At 51.6% G+C, this 21364-nt stretch carries 22 protein-coding genes; 9 read left to right on the top strand and 13 right to left on the bottom strand.

The features are described from left to right. Positions 1 to 12: 12 nt before the first annotated feature. The 7 genes from codY to B0W44_RS02340 form a co-directional block, all read right to left on the bottom strand. Complete coding sequence (gene codY, locus B0W44_RS02365) at positions 13 to 789, bottom strand: GTP-sensing pleiotropic transcriptional regulator CodY (protein ID WP_077718606.1); 777 nt, start codon at positions 787 to 789, stop codon at positions 13 to 15. Positions 790 to 1078: 289 nt separating this feature from the next. Beyond that, positions 1079 to 1603, bottom strand: a complete 525-nt coding sequence (gene lepB / locus B0W44_RS02360; protein ID WP_077718605.1) for a signal peptidase I — start codon at positions 1601 to 1603, stop codon at positions 1079 to 1081. A 151-nt stretch (positions 1604 to 1754) separates the two neighbouring features. Then, on the bottom strand, positions 1755 to 2594 hold the full coding sequence (gene proC / locus B0W44_RS02355; protein WP_077718604.1) for a pyrroline-5-carboxylate reductase: 840 nt from the start codon (positions 2592 to 2594) through the stop codon (positions 1755 to 1757). Beyond that, positions 2588 to 3853 carry a glutamate-5-semialdehyde dehydrogenase gene (locus B0W44_RS02350; protein ID WP_077718603.1) on the bottom strand — a complete coding sequence of 422 codons (1266 nt, stop codon included), beginning with the start codon at positions 3851 to 3853 and terminating at the stop codon, positions 2588 to 2590. Before B0W44_RS02350 ends, proC begins: the two co-directional genes overlap by 7 nt. Before the next feature lie 17 nt (positions 3854 to 3870). Next, a complete protein-coding gene (proB, locus tag B0W44_RS02345) occupies positions 3871 to 4986 on the bottom strand; it encodes a glutamate 5-kinase (protein ID WP_169835378.1) in 1116 nt (371 codons plus the stop codon). A gap of 139 nt (positions 4987 to 5125) precedes the next feature. Further along, positions 5126 to 5320 (bottom strand): hypothetical protein, encoded by a 195-nt coding sequence (locus B0W44_RS17970; protein ID WP_169835377.1) that lies wholly within the window; start codon positions 5318 to 5320, stop codon positions 5126 to 5128. A gap of 47 nt (positions 5321 to 5367) precedes the next feature. Then, positions 5368 to 5817, bottom strand: coding sequence for a GNAT family N-acetyltransferase (locus B0W44_RS02340; protein WP_077718601.1), 450 nt, complete (start codon positions 5815 to 5817; stop codon positions 5368 to 5370). Between the two features lie 246 nt (positions 5818 to 6063). On the opposite strand from B0W44_RS02340, the gene B0W44_RS02335 reads away from it, so the two are divergent. After that, positions 6064 to 7122, top strand: a complete 1059-nt coding sequence (locus tag B0W44_RS02335; protein ID WP_149026909.1) for an AzlC family ABC transporter permease — start codon at positions 6064 to 6066, stop codon at positions 7120 to 7122. Positions 7123 to 7193: 71 nt separating this feature from the next. Here the strand turns inward: B0W44_RS02335 and mutY are convergent, their stop codons facing one another. Then, positions 7194 to 8261 carry an A/G-specific adenine glycosylase gene (gene mutY / locus B0W44_RS02330; protein WP_077718599.1) on the bottom strand — a complete coding sequence of 356 codons (1068 nt, stop codon included), beginning with the start codon at positions 8259 to 8261 and terminating at the stop codon, positions 7194 to 7196. A 40-nt stretch (positions 8262 to 8301) separates the two neighbouring features. Then, on the bottom strand, positions 8302 to 9672 hold the full coding sequence (locus B0W44_RS02325) for a hypothetical protein (protein ID WP_169835376.1): 1371 nt from the start codon (positions 9670 to 9672) through the stop codon (positions 8302 to 8304). 155 nt (positions 9673 to 9827) lie between these two features. Between B0W44_RS02325 and B0W44_RS02320 the strand changes: the two genes are divergently transcribed. After that, positions 9828 to 10727, top strand: coding sequence for a mechanosensitive ion channel family protein (locus tag B0W44_RS02320; RefSeq protein WP_228441631.1), 900 nt, complete (start codon positions 9828 to 9830; stop codon positions 10725 to 10727). 41 nt (positions 10728 to 10768) lie between these two features. On the opposite strand, the gene B0W44_RS17965 is transcribed toward B0W44_RS02320, so the two are convergent. Next, complete coding sequence (locus tag B0W44_RS17965; protein WP_169835375.1) at positions 10769 to 10912, bottom strand: hypothetical protein; 144 nt, start codon at positions 10910 to 10912, stop codon at positions 10769 to 10771. A 207-nt stretch (positions 10913 to 11119) separates the two neighbouring features. Between B0W44_RS17965 and hemE the strand changes: the two genes are divergently transcribed. The 4 genes from hemE to B0W44_RS02300 are packed head-to-tail and all read left to right on the top strand — an operon-like array spanning position 11120 to position 15751. Beyond that, complete coding sequence (gene hemE / locus B0W44_RS02315) at positions 11120 to 12169, top strand: uroporphyrinogen decarboxylase (protein ID WP_077718596.1); 1050 nt, start codon at positions 11120 to 11122, stop codon at positions 12167 to 12169. Between the two features lie 48 nt (positions 12170 to 12217). Beyond that, a complete protein-coding gene (gene hemH, locus B0W44_RS02310; RefSeq protein WP_077718595.1) occupies positions 12218 to 13168 on the top strand; it encodes a ferrochelatase in 951 nt (316 codons plus the stop codon). Next, positions 13165 to 14571 carry a protoporphyrinogen oxidase gene (hemY, locus tag B0W44_RS02305; RefSeq protein WP_077718594.1) on the top strand — a complete coding sequence of 469 codons (1407 nt, stop codon included), beginning with the start codon at positions 13165 to 13167 and terminating at the stop codon, positions 14569 to 14571. Before hemH ends, hemY begins: the two co-directional genes overlap by 4 nt. Positions 14572 to 14605: 34 nt before the next feature. After that, positions 14606 to 15751 carry a trans-sulfuration enzyme family protein gene (locus tag B0W44_RS02300; RefSeq protein ID WP_077718593.1) on the top strand — a complete coding sequence of 382 codons (1146 nt, stop codon included), beginning with the start codon at positions 14606 to 14608 and terminating at the stop codon, positions 15749 to 15751. Here B0W44_RS02300 and B0W44_RS02295 read toward each other — a convergent pair. Further along, positions 15748 to 17355, bottom strand: a complete 1608-nt coding sequence (locus B0W44_RS02295; protein WP_169835374.1) for an ATP-binding protein — start codon at positions 17353 to 17355, stop codon at positions 15748 to 15750. The two genes, B0W44_RS02300 and B0W44_RS02295, sit on opposite strands and share 4 nt — an antisense overlap. Positions 17356 to 17538: 183 nt before the next feature. Here B0W44_RS02295 and B0W44_RS02290 point away from each other — a divergent pair, with 183 nt between their 5' ends. The 3 genes from B0W44_RS02290 (at position 17539) to B0W44_RS02280 (ending at position 19409) form a co-directional block, all read left to right on the top strand. After that, positions 17539 to 17730 (top strand): hypothetical protein, encoded by a 192-nt coding sequence (locus B0W44_RS02290; RefSeq protein ID WP_077718591.1) that lies wholly within the window; start codon positions 17539 to 17541, stop codon positions 17728 to 17730. A gap of 318 nt (positions 17731 to 18048) precedes the next feature. Next, positions 18049 to 18642, top strand: a complete 594-nt coding sequence (locus tag B0W44_RS02285) for a DeoR family transcriptional regulator (protein WP_077718590.1) — start codon at positions 18049 to 18051, stop codon at positions 18640 to 18642. A gap of 11 nt (positions 18643 to 18653) precedes the next feature. Continuing rightward, positions 18654 to 19409: a FixH family protein gene (locus tag B0W44_RS02280; RefSeq protein WP_077718589.1), complete on the top strand. Its 756-nt coding sequence runs from the start codon at positions 18654 to 18656 to the stop codon at positions 19407 to 19409. Positions 19410 to 19471: 62 nt separating this feature from the next. Here B0W44_RS02280 and mnmA read toward each other — a convergent pair whose 3' ends face one another. Together mnmA and B0W44_RS02270 are read right to left on the bottom strand one after the other, a co-directional pair. After that, entirely contained in the window at positions 19472 to 20587 is a 1116-nt protein-coding gene (gene mnmA / locus B0W44_RS02275) for a tRNA 2-thiouridine(34) synthase MnmA (RefSeq protein WP_228441399.1), read from the bottom strand. Positions 20588 to 20771: 184 nt separating this feature from the next. Then, entirely contained in the window at positions 20772 to 21314 is a 543-nt protein-coding gene (locus B0W44_RS02270; RefSeq protein ID WP_169835373.1) for a cysteine hydrolase family protein, read from the bottom strand. Positions 21315 to 21364 lie beyond the last annotated feature (50 nt).

Raw genomic sequence — 21364 nt, 5'->3', positions numbered from 1 at the left:
CGCAGGTACATCTTAACTCCGCGCTTTTCTTAAAGCCGGGACTAAGTTCGGGTTCAAGATCTTAATGTAAGTCCCTTTCATCCCCAGGGAACGAGATTCGATCACCCCAGCACTCTCGAGCTTGCGCAGGGCGTTAACGATGACGGAACGGGTAATGCCGACACGGTCGGCGATTTTACTGGCGACGAGAAGGCCTTCAAGCCCGTCCAATTCGTCGAAGATGTGTTCGACGGCTTCCGATTCGCTAAAGGAGAGCGAATTGATAGCCATTTGGACGACTGCTTTGCTGCGCGCTTCTTCTTCGATTTTTCCAGCCCGCTCGCGCAAGATTTCCAGCCCGACGACGGTGGCGCCGTACTCTGCCAAGATCAGGTCGTCATCGACGAATTTCTCTTTCAACCGAGACAGCACTAACGTTCCTAAGTGGTCGCCTCCGCCAATGATCGGGACGACAGTCGTATACCCTTCTTTAAACATATCGCTCATTTCCACTGGGTATGCGGTTAACGGATCATCGACACTGATGTTGGAAGACGTTTTTTCTACATCCATCAGTTGTTCGCTGTACTCTCTCGGAAATTGCCGATCGCGCATGTACTGCTGCATGCGTTCACTGGCAATCTCGTGGTGAATGGCGATGCCGAGCAGTTTACCGTCTGGATCGACGACGTATACGTTGGCACCGATCACATCTTTTAAAACGTCTGCGACGTCATCGAAGTTGACGTGGTATCCGACGTTTTTTTGTAACAATTTGTTAATGCGCCGTGTCTTGTCCAACAATTTCATTGAATTTCTGAACCTCCTACAAAATTCGACAAAATTCTACCCCTCATATTATCGCAATCTTTGGTCAATCGTTACATCTAATTTTTGAACATTTACCAACTTTATTGCCGTATTTTTTTTCCTTTATACATTAAAATCGGAAAATTTCGCAACGGCCTACGGTAGAGCTTACGAAAGACGCCTTATTTTGAATAGGTAAACGATTATCACTAAAAGGTCATTTTACCAGAATCTTTACTCGGTCAACAACTAAAATGTGATAATTTTATGAATAAATAGGAACCGCTTACTACAAATGTGTCATGAGAGATGGACGCCAAATAATAAATTCGACTTTCCCTTCCAACAGGTCAAACGGGACGAGGCCGACACTTTCGTAGCGACTGTCGCGACTCGCGTACTTGTGACGGTTATCTCCCATGACGAACACCGTTCCCGGCTGAACTTTGACCGGACCGAAGTTCCCGTCTTCGATGCTGGTATCAATGTACTGTTCTGTGACTTTCTTACCATTGACGTACAGAGTTCCGTCGCGGACTTCCACGGTATCTCCCGGAATGCCAACAACTCGTTTGACGAGGTATCGCCCTTCTTGCTGCGGATCTTCAAACGTGACGACGTCTTTTCGGTGGGGTGTGTTGACTAAAAAGTAAAATTTGTTGATGAACAACCGGTCGCCGTCTTGTAAAGTCGGTTCCATCGACGTGCCGTTGACGACAGAAAAGGCAAAACCGAGCTGGTTGACGGCGAACACTAAAACGAATACAAACACTGCGGCAATACTTAAGCGCATTAGGAATAACGCTTTCTTCACCTAACCTCACTCCGCTCAGTACTTCCAGTTGTCCCTATTTATTGCCAGGTTCAGGCGGTTTTTAAACCTGATTTTCGCTTCCACGCAAAAACCCGCTCCACCAGCACTACGTGGAACGGGTTGTCAATTTGCCGTAGCAGTCGTATCTGCATTACTTGACAGGGGAGGCCGTCAACTCCTCCGACAACTGTTTAGCGCGATTACGGGCGGAAAACACTGCGTCTCGTACGACTCCAGTGAAGTCGCGGGACTTGAGCACTTCTAATCCGGCAGAGGTCGTCCCACCAGGGGATGTGATTTTTTCTCGCAGCAACGCCGGTTCTTCCGCTGTTTTCACGAGCATCTCCGCCGCACCGTGCAACGTCTGTACCGTCAGTTGGCGGGCGATATCCGGGCGGAGACCCGCTTCGATGCCGGCCTTTTCCATCGCTTCAACGAGGTAGTAAACATAGGCAGGCCCACTCCCGGCAAGTCCCGTAACCGTGTCGAGCAGCTCTTCCTCGAGGGTCACCACAGTTCCGACAGAGCGAAACAGCTGTTCCACCAATCGCCGATGCCCTTCACCTGCCCATCGGCCCGGCGCGACACCAGTGGCCGACTGCCCGACGGTACACGATGTATTGGGCATCGTACGGACGACCGGAACTCCTTCTTCGACGTACGTTTCTAAGTGAGAGGTAGTCATACCGGCAACGACTGACACCAGTAGGTGCTTCCTAGCTTTCAGATACGGGCCCCACTGCGCCATGGCGTCGTGGACGTCCTTCGGTTTGACGGCTAGAAAAACAATGTCCGCACTTGTGACGGCTTCTCCTTTATTTTCTGGACAGCGGACTCCGAACCGCTGTCTCAGCTTTTGTAACCGGCTTTGATCCCTTTTGTTGAACACGCTAATGTTCTCTTTCACAGTCAACTGTTTCTCCAGCAGACCGGCTATTATCGCTTCAGCCATGGAGCCGGCCCCGATGAAACACATCGTTTGCTTTAACATGACGTCGGACCTCCTCCGCGTATGTGCCCGTCTCCGCGCAACACATATTTGTAAGACGTTAATTGCGGTAAGCCCATCGGCCCGCGCGCGTGCAGTTTTTGCGTGCTGATGCCGATCTCTGCTCCGAACCCGAATTCAAAACCGTCTGTAAACCGCGTGGACGCGTTGTGGTACACACAGGCCGCATCGACTTGCTGTAAAAAAGCTTCCGCTGTCTCACGGTTATCTGTCACAATCCCCTCAGAGTGTCGTGTTCCGTGCTGATGGATGTGAGCGACCGCCTCGCGCAAACTGTCCACCACTTTGAAGGAAAGGACCATATCCAAGTACTCCATGTCCCAGTCTTCTTCTGTCGCCTGCTTGACGAAAGGGGCGAGGGATTGGGTACGGGGACAGCCGCGCACATCGACGCCGCGCTCTCTCAATAGCTCCAAGAGAGAGCGCAAATGGCGCTCAGCCCACGATGTGTGGACAAGCACAGTTTCGACAGCATTGCAGACGGCAGGGCGGTCTGTTTTGGCGTTGACCACAATGTCTTGTGCCATTTCTGCACGTGCGTCGCAGTCAATGTAAATATGGCATATACCCGCCCCCGTTTCTAACACCGGGACGCTCGATTCACGGACGACGCGCTGAATGAGGGCAGCTCCACCGCGGGGAATGATCACGTCGACGAGGTCGTTCAGCGTGAGCATCTCCTGCACAGAACTCCGTTCGGCGGATTCCACCAGATGAACGGCATCCACCGGGACATCTGTCTCCTCGAGGCCGTGACGGATGACGTCCACTAACGCGGTGTTGGAGTGGCGAGCAGACGAGCTGCCGCGCAAGAGCATCGCATTCCCGGTCTTCAAACCCAATCCAGTCGCGTCGACTGTCACGTTCGGCCGCGCTTCGTAGACCATGCCAATCACGCCCAGCGGCACCCGCACTTTTTCGATTTTTAACCCGTCATCCCGCTCCCACGACTCTAACACCTCACCGACGGGGTCTGGCAGTTCGATCAGGGTCTCCAGCCCTTTGACCATATCCTTCAATCTGGCGTCCGTAAGCTGCAGCCGGTCGAGGAGCGCCTTGGACAACCCGCTGTCGATCCCTTTTTGCACATCTTGTTCATTTGCCTCTAAGACGCGGTCCGCGTGACGCTCTATCGACCGCGCAATACTGGACAACGCCTCGTTTTTTTGCTCTGTCGTCAATACTGCTAACTGTGCTGAACTCTTCTTGGCTAACTCTGCTTTTTCCCGAACCTCACTCACGCCTGATCTCCCCCGTTTCAAGATTTAACAGAAGTTTGAACCCAGTTGTCCCGGTGAATGACTTCTTCAGGTACGCCCTTCCACCTGGATACAATGTCTTTCGTCTGCATCCCTTTCGCCTGCTCCAGTACGCGGGAAGGCATGTTGACGACGCCTCTCCCGATTGTCATTCCCCTCTTATTCACCACTTCGACGACTTCCCCCTCCTCAAACTGGCCTTCGACGGAAACGACGCCGCACGGCAACAGACTGCGGTGTTCGCGTTCCAACGCCCGTTCTGCCCCTTCGTCAACTGTGAGTCGTCCACTGATGTCGGAATGAAATCCGATCCACTGGCGCTTGCGGCTTGGAGGAGGCTCATGCGTCCCAATGTAAGTCCCCGTCCCTCTGCCTTCCAGAACGTCCAAGAGCCACGTGTCCCCAGGTTTCGCTTTTCCAACGTAAACGTTCGTCCCAAAGTCTGAGGCATGGGAAGCAGCCTCGAGCTTCGAGCGCATCCCGCCCGTCCCGAATTTGCTGTGTGTCCAGTCCATTCGTTCAAGTAATTCCTGCGAAACTGAGCTGATGTACGGGATAGGCTTCGCTTCGGGGTCCATTTCCGGGTTGTACGTATACACCCCATCAGCTGACGTGACGAGCACCAGCCAATCTGCCTGTAAAAGCCCAGCCACTTGGGCGGCGAGGAAATCGTTGTCTCCCCAGCGAATTTCTTCCACTGCCACCGAATCGTTTTCGTTAATCACGGGAACAATATCGCGAACCAACAACAGATCCAGTGTGCTCAATGCATTCATGTAGCGTTGTCTATCGGAAAAGTCACTCCGGTTTAGGAGGACTTGTGCAATTTCCATTCTGCTTTGGCGAAACAGTTGTCGGTAATGTTGAATTAAAATTCCCTGTCCGACGGCGGCAGCAGCCTGTTTTTCTCGAATGGTCCGGGGACGCCCGTTCAGTTTGAGCAGGCGGAACCCGCACGCGACGGCACCTGATGAGACGATCACCACTTTATGACCCACTTTTTTAAGAGTAGCCACTTGTTGGACGATGTGTGACAGTTTGTCGACGGACACTTCTCCCGTCACATGCGTCAGCGAAGAACTGCCGATTTTAATGACAACCGTCTGTTTACGCACTTTGACACACCTCTTCGCAGTTAGAAAAACACCGATATAAAAAAAACCCTCTCGTTCCTCAAAGGACGAAAGGGTTGCTTCCGCGGTACCACCTTTGTAAACAGCTGGCGCTGTTCACTCATTCACCGTCTAAAGGCTGTTAAAAGCGTTTCAGCCGCAAGCAGACGGCGTCCGTTGATAACAGGGCGGTGCCTGAGTCAGTTTCAATCACTGCCTGCATCCGGGATGGGTTCGAAGGTTCACTTCTGGCCAACTCTCTCAGCCGGTGAAGTTGGCTCTCTGACAGGTTAAACCCTCTACTGGTCCCTTCATTGCATTCAACGTATTCATCCATTGTATTATTAAAGTATTATGCAGTCATAACAGCGTTATGTCAAGCACTTACACAGAAAAGGAAGGGATTTCCGGATCGAATCGGCAGTACACTTTTCTCTCCAACAGACTTGAACACGTCTGCGTAAATCCGAGGTGACGGTAAAAACTCATTAGTTTTTCTGTACCTTCGTCAACCATAATCAACAGCCGCTTAGCACCTTTCTGGTAAAAACGACGTTCCAGTTCTTCCACAAGCTGGCGACCTATTCCCCTCGATTGAAAGTCGGGGTTGACGGCCAAACAGTAAAAATACCCCCTGCTGCCATCCTTCGTTCCCATGATGGCACCGACCACTTCACCATCCTCTTCAGCCACTACGACGAGGTCGCGATCACAAGCTAGCTGTTGAACCAACATTTGTAACGTTTTGGCCTCTCTTTCTTTTGTAGCCGTCCGGGACCAAATCTTCATGACATCACGATGATCAGAAAGTTTAAAAGAGCGAATGCGCGTCATGGTGTATCCCCTCCTCTTCCCGTTCACTTTCCGTTCACAATTTAAGTTTACAGGACATGTATCGTTATTTCAATTTTTCTTTTATTTGTCGCGACTTTTTGAAAGCGCAACCTATTTGTTATAATAAGGCGAAATTGTGACAAAAATTTTTTTGTCTGGCCGGGCGACAGAACACGTTTTATGGAATTTAATGGGGTTATATGACAAATTATGTAAGCGGGAGAGGCTGCAGCTGTGAGGTTTACATTGACTAAGGCAACGCCTTTAGGACAAGCTGAACAGAGTGGATGGACCCTTTTTCGAGCAGGATTGATGAAAGGCTTACCCATCGCCGTCGGGTACTTCGCCATTGCAACGACATTCGGCCTCATTGCGGTAAGCGTCGGTTTGAATGTGTGGCAGGCAGCCGCCATGTCCCTTTTCGTCTTTGCCGGTGCCAGTCAGTTCGTCGCGCTGGAATTAATGGCAGCGGGAACCGGGATGGCCGAGATCGTCGTGACGACGTTTATACTGAACTTGCGCCATTTGCTCATGAGTACCGTCATCGCCGAGCGATTGAAGGCAACGAGCAAATGGTCTTCCATCCTCTCCTTCGGCATTACAGACGAGACGTTTGTCGTGTCCACTGTGTCGGACAGCGACGTTCCGAACAAAAAGGGGGCCACGCTGTCTCCAGCGTATTTGGGCGGCATCATGCTGATCGCGTACAGCTGGTGGTTTGCCGGAACCGTTGTCGGCAGCCTATTCGCTCAATGGATTCCCGTTACCTTAGCTACCAGTCTCGGCGTGGCCTTGTACGCCATGTTTATCGGACTGCTCGTTCCGTCCGTACGGCGTTCGTGGAAGATCGGAGCCGTCGCCCTGATCAGTGCCGGAATCGCGTGGGGCAGCGAATGGCTGCCAGGATTGAGCGGCGGCTGGGGAATCATTGTCGCCACCGTCGTCGCGTCAACACTCGGCGTTATCCTGTTCGGAAAAAAGGAGGGGATCATCGTGCCGGATAATTACTGGTGGATCGTCGCCGGCATGGCACTGGTCACATTCCTTCCGCGCCTCTTGCCCATGCTCTTGCTGAAAGACCTCACCTTGCCGTGGTGGCTGAAAGAGTGGTTGCAGTTCGTGCCGTACGCCGCGTTGGGGGCCCTCATCTTTCCCGGCATCTTGACCGTCATCCCAGAGCATCCGTGGGTCGGGCTGGCAGCGGGAGCTGTTGCGGTCGCACTGGCACTCGTGCAAAAGCAGATCCTCGTCGTCGTAGCAGGCGCGGTCATGACTGTATACGTGGCGCAACTGTTTTTAACGTAATCGGCCAGTATTTCCTCCTGTCAACCGCTTCAGTTCAGCGCATCCGTCACCCCACATCGCATCTCTCGCGTTTAAATCCCCGCTAACTCCCGGACTTTGTGAAATACGCGCGGAAAGGCGTAGTCCGGTAACGCTCTTATGTCGACCCACCGGCACCGTGACGGCAACGTCACGTCACGCCTCTCTGCCTCACCGCGGTACACGGACAGCCTCCACTGCACGTGGCTAAACGTGTGCGTCACTCGTCCCAGCGGCTCTTCTTGCCACATCACGTTCAGCTCAGGTAGTAACCGGGACACTTCTGTCTGCTCACCATTCGGGAATTCCCACATCCCGGCCAGCAGGCCGCGTTCCGGTCTTTGTCGGAGCAAAACGCGCCCTTCGTTTACGACGACTCCGCACGATAGCGACACTGCCTTCACCCGTTTGTTTGTCTTCTTCACGGGCAGTTCTTCGTGAACGCCCTGTTCCCTGCCCACGCACTCACCGAGAAGGGGACAGATGAGGCACGCCGGGTTTTGCGGGGTACATACGAGCGCCCCCAATTCCATCAACCCTTCGTTAAACGCACCAGGGTCTTCCTCAGGGATTAAGTAGCGCACGAGCTGCTCCATCTTCGTCCGTGTCGCGGGTCTAGTTATGTCGTCATCAATGGCGAACAAGCGGGATATGACGCGCATGACGTTTCCGTCAACGGCTGGCTCTGCCTTGCCGTACGCAATACTTAGAATCGCACCTGCCGTGTAAGGCCCGACACCTTTTAACCTGGCGATGTCGTCTTTGTTGTCCGGAACCGTCCCTCCGTAATGTGCAACGACGTCACGCACTGCCCTGTGCAGATTTCGCGCGCGAGCGTAATAGCCGAGGCCCTCCCACGCTTTCATTACCTCATCTTCCGACGCAGCAGCTAAATCAAACACAGTTGGGAATTGTTTCATAAAGCGGTTGAAGTACGGTGTAACCGTATCAACCTGGGTTTGCTGCAACATGATCTCGGAGACCCACACTTTATACGGATCACGATCGCGCCGCCACGGCAGATCGCGTTTATTTTCTTTAAACCAGTCGAGCAAATTTTGTTGTATCGCCGCCTTTCGGACCCCATCCGGTAACGGGTATTCTTCACGTCTCGATGCCATAACAGTCGCTCCCTACAAAACATTAATAAAAAAGCACCGGTTAAGAGACCGGCTCCGTCTCCTCTGCATCCTCAAGGACCGGTTCTAACTTTAACTGAAAGTGATCGCCTACCCGTTCAACGACGAGGAGATGGTCGCCGCTGTCGGAGATGAAAAATTGTAAGAGCTCATGAGACGAGCGGTAGACCGTTTTTTCCTCTAAGCCCTTGCCCAGTCTTTTAATTTCGTGACTTCCCAGTATCCACGCCTCATTCGCTTTGTACGCGAGGTAGCGATAGTCGTCCTTTAACTGCGTGTACACGTCGTACACTTTACTCTGTTGGGTCGGAATGTACAGCACTTTAAGCAGTCCGTTCGCCGTATACGAAAAAAAGGTGCCGTCCGGACTGAACGTCAAGTCTTCCACAGTGGAAGGACGTAAATTTTGTTCGTTCTCGACGTGGTGAAATCCGCCTTGTGGGTCCATGATGTGTACTTTGTCATACGTCACTTCTCCCCCGTTCACTGATCCGGTAGAAAAAGCAAACAGTCGCCCGCTGTCGTCCCAAACAACCTCGTCCAAAACGAGGGGAGGCATTTCAAGCTTTTCCCCTTCTGCAGGATACAACTCGAATTTTTCCCCACTGGACAAGTCGAATGTCACAACGCGGTGCCCGTAATTTTTGTCTGCCTCTCTAGGAAGTTTAACTCCGTCTTGGTCCCGTTCCAGTACAACCAACTGATCACGAACAGGAGACCAACTGGCGCTTGCCGCTTTTTCGAGGGTGAGCACTTTTTCTGCAACTGTCACACGGTATACGTCCCTTTGCTTCAACATGACGTATCCGCCGTTCGCCGACCACTGCACGTCATCGTTTTTCAGCGTTCCAGACATATTCTGTAGCAAGGTGTGCCTATCCCGCACGACATCGTAAACGTGAACTTCTGTTTCACCCTCGTCCTCTGTCCAATAGACGATGTATTTGCCGTTCGGGGAAACGGACAGTCGGATCGATAGGCCTTGCGACACGTGTAAGACCTCTTTTTCCATGCCGTCTGGGTTCGTCAACACGAGGCGTTCTCTCCCGCCTTCCCGGTTTAACGTCAATTTTCCGTGTTCGCCCAAGTAATAAACCTGGTCTCTCGACTGAACCCAGTTCACACTGTTCTCCTTGCGAATCAAAGTTTTAGCCTTCATATCGTAAACGTAGACGGATGTCTCACCGTCACGCGTTCCCGTAAACGTAAGGCGGTCTTGTTCAAAGCTGTACACGTCTATGCGATCAAACTGGACGTTTTCCGTCTGCCATTCGTCGTGCTGCCCGATTCCTAACAACGAACAACCCGCCACGACTAAACTGATCATAAACGTCAAGGGGATGACCGGTCTCATCAAGGACACCCTCTGCTCTTTATATTCAATGTGATCCATTAACCAACATTAGAAGACATTACTAGTGTAGCACGATTCTTGCCACTGCTAAATGCTTGACACCGGGTGTCATCCCTCGAATCTTTTTTGTTATAATGGGGTGTAGTCTGAAGGAGTTTAAAAAGACATTGTTTGGAGTGACATGAGTGGAAGACATGAGTGGCCATCTGCTAAACTTCATCCAACAACACTTTGAAAGTTACGATCCGCTGACGACGTATATCGTCCCAGTTCTAAAGACTGCGGTCATTGTCGTCATCTCGTACATTATTCTTCGCTACAGCGGAAACTGGATCGATCGGCTGTTTAAGTTGAGACACATCGATGAAAAAAGAGCAGCAACACTTTCCAAGCTGTTAAAATCAGTTGTACGCTACGTCGTTTACTTTGTAGCGGCAGTCACTATCCTGTTGAACTTTGGCGTCGATTTGATGCCCATTTTTGCCGGGGCCGGCATCGTCGGACTGGCCATCGGCTTCGGCGCACAAAACTTAGTGAAAGATGTCATCACCGGTTTCTTTCTCATCTTTGAAAACCAACTGCACGTCGGCGACTACGTAGAAGTCAACGGAAAAATAAGCGGAACCGTAGAAGAGATCGGACTGAGAGTGACCAAGATCCGCGAGTGGAACGAGCGTCTGCACTACTTGAGCAACGGGGAGATTTCCCAAATAACGAACTACAATCGCGACAGAATGCGTCCCCTCGTGTCCGTCGTCGTGCCGTATGAAGAAAACCAAAAAGTTGTGGAACAAACCTTAGACAATATTTGTCACGATTTGTTCGAAAAATATGAACCTTACTTTTTGGAAAAGCCTTCCGTCTACGGCATCACGAATTTGGACCGTGAAGGCGTGCACTACACGATGATGGCAGTCACCGTCCCAGAGCAGTACTGGTTTGTGGAACGGGCAATGCGAAAAGCGATCATTTACACATTTAAATCGCAAAACATCCAGATCTCCTACCCGCGGCGCGTCCTCTTCGGCTCCCAGGGAGACAACGGACTGCCGCTCCCAATAGAGAAACTTTATGCAGAGCGACAAGAAAGCTGACTGACCTTTCACGAATCGAACGCAATGCGATGAACCTCAGATTACAAGACACTTTCGATGACGACGGCAAAGGCGGCGACGACGGCAACCGAGACGACGATCCAAATGCCTGTCCGTTTGAGATCTGTCATTAATGTCGCCACTGGATCTGGCTTGTACTTTTCTCTAGACTTCTTTTTCGCCACAGTGTTTCACCTCGCTATCCATTATACACGAAGAGGTGACTACAATTTAACATCCGTTACGAACAGTCGGCGCCCCGTTTCGGGGCGTTCCGTCATGTACAGCGTTTGAGACGAATTTTTGACAGTTGCGCGTACCCTCTATATATTTGGCGAGTATAAGGATATTGTATTAAGTAGAGGCTTGCTAGATAAGAAAGGTGTGTGGCCATGGGTGACCAGCCGTTTAACGACACATTTCTCAGGGCGTGCCGCGGAGAGCCGACCCCCTACGTTCCGGTGTGGTACATGCGCCAAGCCGGACGGTATCAACCGGAGTACTTAAACATACGGGAGAAGTACTCTTTCTTCGAAATGAACCAAATCCCAGAAGTGTGCGCGGAAGTGACGCGGCTTCCGGTCGAACAACTGTCTGTGGATGCGGCGATTTTGTTCGCCGACATCATGACCCCTTTGAAGCCGATTGGAATCGATGTGGAGATTGAATCAGGAACCGGTCCCGTCATCGCCAATCCGATCCGATCTCCAAAAGACGTAGAACAGCTCCGCCCCTTTCATCCGGAGGAACACGTGCCGTACATTTTAGAGGCAGTGGGCATGTTGCGCGAACAGCTGTCCGTCCCCCTCATCGGCTTCGCTGGAGCGCCGTTTACGCTGGCCAGCTACATGATTGAGGGAGGACCGTCCAAAAACTACCACAAGACAAAAGCGTTCATGTACACCGAACACGACGGGTGGCAAGCGTTAATGCAAAAACTGGGAAATGTGACGATCGCGTATCTAAAAGCCCAGGTTTCAGCCGGTGCCCACGCCGTCAAAGTATTCGATTCATGGGTCGGCGCCTTAAATGCAGACGACTACCGCATCTATATCGCCCCCGTCATGGAGTACATCTTCGACACGCTGCGGGAGACGGGAGTGCCGACCATTTACTTCGGCGTCGGTGCCGGACATCTGCTGGACGAGTGGAATCGACTCCCCGTTGACGTTCTTGGACTGGACTGGCGCACATCGATTCGCGCAGCGAGAAAGCGAGGCATCACCAAATCGCTGCAAGGAAACTTGGACCCGTCGTTACTGTTGGCGCCTTGGGACATGATTGAAGAACGCGCGAAGCAAATACTAGATGAAGGCATGGAACATCCCGGTTACATTTTTAACTTGGGACACGGTATTTTCCCCGACGTCAAAGTCGAAACGATGCAAAAACTGACGCACTTTGTACACGAATACAGTGCAAACAAATCAATCGGACATTGATTCGTGGATGCCCACGATGTAGAACGACCTCTAGAAGGAGTTGAAGACATGTCTAAACAAACCCTCGGCCTTTTGGTGATGGCGTACGGAACACCGCGCACTCCTGAGGACATCGAGCCGTATTATACCCACATCCGTCACGGGAGAAAACCTCCGGAAGACCTTTTGCAAGATTTAAAAGAACGCTACGAAGCTATCGGCGGCGTCTCCCCTTTGGCGCGCATCACAGAGGAACAGGCCAACGCGCTGGAAAAGAGACTGAATGAACGGTTTGAAGACAAAACGTTCAAACGTTATTTAGGATTGAAGCACATTTCCCCGTTTATCGAGGACGCTGTCCACGACATGCACCGCGACGGGATAGAAAAGGCCGTGAGCATCGTGCTCGCCCCTCATTACTCATCGTTCAGCGTAAAGTCTTACAACGGACGAGCCCACGAAAAGGCGCAACAACTGGGAGGACCTGAAATTTACTCCGTTGAGAGTTGGTACGACGAACCGAAATTTATCCGTTACTGGTCAGAGCAGATTAACCAAACGATGGCCAGCATCCCGGAACAGGAGCGTGAGCGAACGGTCGTCATCTTCTCTGCACACAGTTTGCCGGAAAAAATTTTGCAAGAAGGGGACCCGTATCCAGACCAACTGAAAGAGACGGCCGATCTCATCGCCCAGGAAGCAAACATCGTCCATTACGCTGTCGGTTGGCAAAGTGAAGGTCAAACACCGGAGCCGTGGCTTGGACCCGACGTACAAGACTTGACGCGCGACTTGTTCGAGCACGAGGGGTACACATCGTTCATTTACTGTCCCGTCGGATTCGTTGCTGACCACCTGGAGGTACTCTACGACAACGATTACGAATGTAAAGTCGTGACAGATGAACTGGGGGCAAACTACTACCGTCCGTCCATGCCCAACAGTGATCCGCTGTTTATCGACGCCCTTGCCGACGCCATCGCTAAAAAACTAGCTGACGTGGAAAAGGATCGACAATGAACAGAAAACGACGTCACTTGACCATTGTCGGCGGCGGTATCACCGGACTGACCGCCGCTTACTATTTACAAAAGGGAATCGCCAGGCAGTCCCTGTCCCTTGACTTTACCCTGTTAGAAGCCAGCAACCGTTTAGGCGGAAAGGTGCAGACTGACGTTCACAACGGGTTTGTCATGGAAAAGGGACCGGACTCTTTTTTGGCCAGAAAAGCCAGTGCCGTTGAACTGGTGAAAGATCTCGGCATGGAGAATCAGCTCGTCCGCAACCGTACAGGACAATCGTACATTTTGCACCGAAACCGGCTCTGCCCCATCCCGGAAGGGGCTGTCATGGGCGTTCCCACTCGCCTCCTCCCTTTCGTGAGGTCAAGCTTGTTTTCTCCAGCGGGAAAGGTCCGGGCAGCTTTCGATCTGATCCTGCCCCGCTCAAACATGTCCGGGGACCAGTCGGTCGGGCATTTCTTCCGACGCCGTCTCGGCAATGAAGCTGTCGATCATTTGATCGAACCGCTACTGTCCGGTATTTACGCCGGAGATATCGACAAGTTGAGTCTCATGTCCACGTTTCCCCAGTTTTACAAGCTGGAAAAAGAGCATCGCAGTCTCATCTTGGCCATGAAACAGTCGAGGAAGCTGTCGACGCGCAAGGAGAAACCGAAAGGGCAGTTCCTCACTTTGAAAACCGGGTTGCAGTCAATGGTCGAGGCGATTGAAAGCGAGCTTCCTCGACAGTCAGTCATGAAAAGCGTTGCCCTTCAATCTATTGAAAAAGATGGGGAGGGCTATCGTTTGCACTTGAGTGACGGCCGCCACCTACACACAGACGCGGTCATCTTGGCAGTACCGGGTCCAATCGCCAGTAAAGTGCTTAAACCCCCTTCTGCTTCTCACACCTTGGCCGATGTAGCTCCGACCTCCGTTGCCACTGTTGTTCTTGCTTATTCGAAAACGTCTGTTCGTCTGGAGCACGAAGGAACAGGGTTCGTCGTTCCCCGAAAAGAAAATTACACCATCACTGCCTGCACGTGGACACACAAAAAATGGCCCCACACCACGCCAGACGGGAAAGCGCTGATTCGCTGCTATGTCGGACGTGCCGGGGACGACAGCATCGTCGATCAATCGGACGACGCCATTATCACATCTGTCCTGCATGACTTGAAGCGCATATTGGACATCAGCGGAGATCCGGAATTTTGCCGCATCACCCGCTGGAAGGACGCCATGCCCCAATACACCGTCGGTCACCGATCGCGTGTGGAAAAATTAAAGCGTCACCTCGACACCCATTTTCCCGGGATCGTGTTGGCCGGTGCCGCTTACGAAGGAATCGGCATCCCAGACTGCATCCAGCAAGGTAAAACAGCTGCAGAGCAAACACTCCGGTACGTTATGGCTCAGTGATAATTCTCTGGTTCTAGAGGAGGGAGAGTCGAAATTGAAATTCGATACCCAGACTGTGCACTTTCAACAAGAGATATCAGCATCCGTTCGAAGCAAGGCCAGTCCCGTCTACCAAACGTCCGCCTTTGTATTTAAAGATTTAGAGGAAATGGAGGCCGCGTTCCAAAAAACCGATCACTTTTACTACACCCGGGTTAACAACCCGAACACACAAGATCTCGGCCAAGGTGTAGCCCGATTGGAAGGCGCGCCGAAAGGGGTTGCGACCTCTTCCGGTCTGTCTGCCATTTTAGCAGGCGTTTTATCCGTAGCCAAAGGCGGGGACCACATCGTCGCCAGCGAAGACGTGTACGGCGGCACATACACGCTTCTGTCACGGGAGCTGACTGCGTTTGGCATTGACGTTTCGTTCGTCCCGTTTGCCGATCTCGAACAAGTGAAGCGGGCCATTCGCCCGAACACCGTCCTCCTGTATTCCGAATCGATCACGAACCCGTTGCTGCGTGTGGAACAAATCGAACATATCGTCCAACTGGCCCAGTCCCACCAGTTGAAAACGATGATCGACAATACGTTTGCGACACCCTATTTCATCCGTCCGTACGAAATGGGGGTAGACTTAGTCGTCCACAGCGCGACAAAATTTATCGGCGGACACAGTGACGTCACCGCAGGCGTTCTCGTCGGAAACGAAGACGTGATGGCTTCAGCGAAAGAGAAAGTCGTCAACTTTGGCTCAAGCTTGAGCCCGTTTGAAGCTTGGCTCGCTTGCCGCGGGTTGAAAACATTGAGCGTCCGCATGGAACGTCAAGCAAAAAATGCTGCGACGCTGGCTGAACATTTGAAACGGCACCCTTCTGTCAAACGCGTGTACTATCCGAAAGGCGTATCGGCAAAGGGCAACGGGGCCATCGTCAGCATGGAACTAGCGGACGCGTGTGATGTGGCATCATTTTTTAAATCGCTGTCATGGATCAAAATCGTTCCCACACTGGCCGGCGTTGATACGTCCGTATCGTATCCCGCCGGAACGTCGCACCGCACCCTTTCGGCTGACATGCGGGACCGGCTGGGCATAACGTCGAACCTCGTCCGCATTTCAGTGGGGATTGAAGATGCGGAAGACATCATATCAGCATTCGACAACGCCCTTGACGCTGCCAGCGCAGCAGAGAGCTAGCTTGACTGCGCCTGTGGCCTCTGTTCGTTTTGCGCGAGGGGAAGCTTCACCGTAAAAGTGCTCCCTTCCCCCACTTTGCTCTCAACTTCAATCGCTCCGTTGTGATGGTGTACAATCTGGTAGCAAATAGACAACCCCAATCCTGTCCCCGTCTCTTTCGTCGTATAAAACGGATTAAAAATGTCGTTTAACCGCTCTTCTGGAATGCCACTGCCTGTATCACACACTTCGATTACTCCGTGCTCCCCGTCCCGCCTCAGCCGGATCGTCACCGTCCCCGGCTGCACCATCGCATCAAAGGCATTGCGCACCAAATTGATGAAAAGCTGGACCATTTTATCCTTGTCAATGAGCACCAGGACTGGCGTCGGAACTAAGGTGCAATGCAATTCGTGGCCCAGGTACGTCGCCTCTGATTCCAGCAAGTGAACCACGCGCTGAATGCAATCCTGTAAGGCCTGAACTTTGAATTCAGCAGCATTTTTTTTGGAAAACTGTAAAAACTCTGCTGTTAACTCGCTGACGCGTTCTGTTTCCTGCATCATCAACTCATAGTACGGTGAAATGTCGAAGTTGTTTTTTTTGGACAGTTGCAGAAAGCCGCGCAGCGTCGTCAGAGGGTTGCGTATTTCGTGTGCAAGTCCGGCTGCCAGTTCCCCCACCACGCGGAGCTTTTCGGCACGTAACTCTTGTTCCTCTTTCTTCAGCCACATCTCCCGCTTCATATTAAACAGTTTTTGCTCCGCTGCCGAAATTAGCGCATCTTTCGTTTCACCGTCCTCGGGATATACGGCGTATCCATATGTTACCCCAATCTTTAACTCCCTCGGAAGCTGGTGGACGAGCAGTCGGGTCAGCTCATCGACCGGATTTCGCCGATCCTTCACACTTATGACCACAGCAAATTCATCCCCTCCATAGTGGGCCATAATGTACGCCTCTGAAAAGAAGGTCCGCAAGTAATTCGCCATTTTGATCAAAATGCGGTTGCCTCCCTGGTATCCTTGTTGGTCGTTCATCGACTTTAAGTCGATACAGTCGATGATGAGCAGGACAAAGCGTTCGCCTTTTTTTAAGAGTGTCGCCAGCTGTCTGTGATATTCTTGGTAGTTTAACAGGCCTGTCAAAGGATCGTGAGTGGAGAGGTGCTTTTTCTCTCTGAACAATGACCGTTTTTCCTGTTCTACTTTGACAACGTAATGAACGGCAAACACGATCACGAGGACATTGACGACATCAAAAAACGTCACTAAGACGTTGTAAAGGGTGTCCGGAACATAACTGATACGGATGAGCGAATAAATGGAGACGATAAAAAACGCAAGTGCGATGGAGCGCGTTAAATGTTGAATGCGGTAACATTCCTTAAAAGCGAGAAACATGTAAAGGGGCTGGCACCAATTCAACTGACTGTTCCAGTGAAAAAGTGCCAAGAAAGCAATTTGCACGTAACGGAGAACGGGAACCTTATCTTCAAAGAACAAGCTGCACAAAAATAGGCAAGCGAACCACATCAGAACGGCTTGATTGCGTGACAGATCCATCCATATGGAGGACACTGTCACGGAAACGACGTACAAAGTGCACATTACATTGATGGCCACGAACGACCCACTCCACATGCGAAAATTTCTAAAATTGTCTTTTTCTGTATCCCATCATATCACATTTGATTGGTTTCTAAAAAGTTGTCTGCCCAAAAAATAGGGAAGCAGGCACTAACCTTTACACCAGCACTGTTCGTTCATACGCTGTCATTGAGAAGTTAGAAAAGGAGAGTGACTGTTTTGTTAACGGCGCATAAACGGATACAACGTCTGTTTAAACACATCCCCGTCGATCAAGCACTGGCGCAAAAACCTGCTGGAAAGCGTTCAGTCGCCATGGCACAGCGCGGAAGCGTACAGCATCACTGCTACGGCAACCGCAAATCTCACTGTGTTGCGACGAACAAAGGCGTGCAGAAGAGAAGCCGCTAATATCGCTTTCCGCAAGGTCACCTCTATACGAGCAAAGGGTGTAGTCCTTCCGATTCCGGACGCCTCCCTTTGCTCCTTTTCGTCAATGCCCATTCTGCCGTATCCCCACCCCGTTGACGTACCTGCCTGTCTCACGTGACGAACAGGTCCTCGTCCTCTCTCCTGCTCTCATGACGTCGAGTCGCGTGATTTATACAAATGTCATAATTGAAAACACGGAGTGTGCCTCTTTCATTGTATACTAATGGTGCCAAAGCATTGTGAAGTTTTGTGATAATATATCAGAGATTATCATAGACTCACACGGGAGGGGATGCGATGCTGCCAATCGAAAGGCAAAAGCACATACGCGACTTGATTCAAAAGAAAAAAACGTTAAAGATCAGTGAGTTGAGCGAGTACCTCCAAGTGTCGGAAATGACCGTTTACCGCGACATTAAGCCTTTAATTGAAGAAGGGCTGATCGAGAAAACGTTCGGCGGAGTCTCACTGGTAGAAAAACGAGAGGGGATCGATACTACCCGATGTGTTTACTGCCAAAAGCCGTACCATGATAAGTGGGCTTACCGCTTATTTTTGCCAAAGGACAAAGTGGAAACCGCTTGTTGTGCCCATTGCGGCTTACTTCGCCACCGCCAACTTGGCGATGACGTCGTACAGGCGATTTGTCAAGACTTTTTCGTGCACACGACGACGAGCGCTCCGCTGACGTGGTTTGTGATGGAAACTTCCCTCAACGTCACGTGTTGCCACCCCCACGTTCTCCCGTTCGCCGAGCGTGAACACGCCGAGAAATTTGTGAAAGGGTTCGGCGGACACGTATACGAATTCCGTAAGGCGATGGATGTCGTTTACGAGAAAATGCGGGGTGGACGGAGTGAACCCCGTTGTGAACACCACGTAAAAAATTAGGAGATGACAAAATGGTAATAAAGTTAAAGTGGATCGTTGCCGTTGTCGTATTGACGGTACTCGTTGCTTGTGGGAACGAAAGCACTTCAGACCAGGAAGCTGAAGGCGACCAAGGGAACGAAGCGGCGCTACTGCCGTTAGAAGTTGAGATTCTAACTGCATCGGACGCATTTAAACCAGGTGAACCGGGTGAGATAGAAGTTTTGGTGACCCAAGGCGGCGAACAGGTCAACGATGCAGATGAGGTAGTATTCGAAATTTGGAAGCAGGGGCACGAGGATGAATCCGAAAACTTTGATGCGGAACATGCAGGAGAAGGGCGTTACACTCTAACGCACACATTTGATGAGGACGGGATTTATGAAGTGATTGCCCACGTTACGGCGAGAGATATGCACACCATGCCGAAAAAAGAGTTTATCGTCGGCGATGTGGAAGCGGGTGACGAGAGCGGTCACGGACACGGGGAGCACGGCGACGCTCTGGTCATTCACTTGATGGAGCCAGAAACGTTGGCAGCCGGTGAGGGCGCTGAATGGGCGGTTCACCTTGAAAAAGATGGCGCCCCTCTATCGGAGGCTGAAGTGAAGGTGGAATTTTGGAAAACAGGTGAAGAAAAACACGAATTTGTAGACATGACAGAAGGACAAAACGGTAAGTACACGGCAGAACTAGCCTTTGCCGAACCGGGAGAATACCAGTTGACCGTTCATGTAGAAAAAGGTGAGTTGCACGAACATAAGGAAGAAGTCGTAAACGTCCCATAAAAAAGCAGGCAAATATTGCGAAAAAGTGATACCCTTCAGTCGAGGGTCGGGTATCACTTTTTTTATGTGGTAACGACACTGTACACACTGTCCGTCGAATCGATAGTCGCTCCGCCAAGGCACACGTCTCCTGCGTAAAACACGACAGCTTGGCCAGGTGTGACCGCTTTTTGCGGTTCGTCGTACTCTACGACACACGTGTCGTCACCCTTCACGTGCACCGTGACCCCTCGATCCTTCTGTCTGTAACGGAACTTCGCCGTACACCTAAACGTGCTGTCCGGTGGACGGCCGCTGATCCAATTCACTCCGCTGGCAGTGAGGCTGTTCGAGAAAAGGGCGGGATGGTCTTCCCCTTGCGCGACGAGCAGCACATTGTTCTCCAAATCTTTCCCGACGACGAACCACGGTTCACCCGTTCCGGATCCGCCGATCCCCAATCCGCGGCGTTGGCCGAGGGTGTAGTACATTAACCCGTCGTGTGTCCCTTTCACTTCACCGTCGAGTGTACGCATTTCCCCCGGTTGAGCTGGCAAGTACTCGCTCAAAAATTCCTTGAAATTGCGTTCGCCGATGAAACAGATACCGGTGCTGTCCTTCTTCTTCGCCGTGGCCAGACCGGCCTCTTCGGCAATGTTGCGCACCTCTTTTTTCGTCAACTCTCCAAGGGGAAACAGCGTTCGCGACAGTTGATGCTGATTCAGGGCACATAGAAAGTACGACTGGTCTTTGTTCTCGTCCACACCGCGCAACAGTTGGTACGCGCCGTCTTTTTCGACAACCCGAGCGTAATGTCCCGTCGCCATGTAATCGGCTCCGAGGGACAGAGCGCGTTCGAGGAACATTTTAAATTTGATCTCTTTGTTGCACACGATGTCCGGGTTGGGAGTACGCCCTTTTCTGTACTCATCGAGGAAATACGTAAACACTTTATCCCAGTACTCTTTTTCGAAATTGACCGTGTAATACGGAATGCCGATCTGGTGACAGACTCTCCGCACGTCGGCGTAATCTTCGTCTGCCGTACATACACCGTACTCATCAGTGTCATCCCAGTTTTTCATGAACACGCCGATCACGTCGTATCCTTGTCGTTTGAGGAGCAGAGCGGCGACTGACGAATCGACTCCTCCCGACATTCCGACGACCACACGCGTACCTCCACGCCTGTTTTGCACATCAACCATCTCCCACTACAGCAAAAGCAGTGACTGGGCTAAACCCCGTCAGGACATTGCACCCTTTAACGGGAGACTTACGCCTTTCGCTTATGTTACCGAATTTACGACACGTTGACAAATGGGCAAAATTACCTATGAACGACACAAAAGGCTGCGCAGTCTGAGCGCAGCCTCCCTTCCTTCAATCGACGATATTGGCTTTGTAAATGGCCGCCATGTGTTCCAAGAAAATGTCGTGTTTCTCCTGGTCGAAGTCGGCTACACACGAGCGTCGCACCGTGACAGGATAGCCGCGAAATGTAGCTCCTCCCACAGTCGCATTCACACAGATTGACGTGCAGACCCCGGCCACTTCCACTTCGTCCGGATCGCGCCGTTTCAGTTCTTCCTCCAATTCCGTGCGGAAAAAAGCATCGTACTTCGTTTTGTTCACTTTTTTTATCCGCCCTGTCCCTTCGAGCTGCTGAAAAGTGGTCTCGATCGGCTCCACCCACGCGGCACCGCGCGTCCCCTTTACCGCGTGTACCGGCCACGCATCAAATTCGGGATCGTCCGGATCGTGGGCATCACCGCACAAGTAGACGATCCCCCCGTTATCGACTGTACGGTGTATTTCCTGGACGATGTTCGGTACAATCGCCTGCCCTGGTTTACCACACGTGAGCGACCCTTCATCGGCGACAAAGTCGTGAATCATATCGACGACGATCAACGCTTTGCTCATGCCATTCATTCCTCCTCCAAAGACAATCTCTCGTGTGAAGTCGTACGACG

It is taken from the genome of Novibacillus thermophilus (assembly GCF_002005165.1).
In the GTDB taxonomy this organism is placed as follows: domain Bacteria; phylum Bacillota; class Bacilli; order Thermoactinomycetales; family Novibacillaceae; genus Novibacillus; species Novibacillus thermophilus.
The sequence above is the reverse complement of the archived record's forward strand: the minus strand, read 5'-3'. Positions and strand labels throughout refer to the sequence as shown.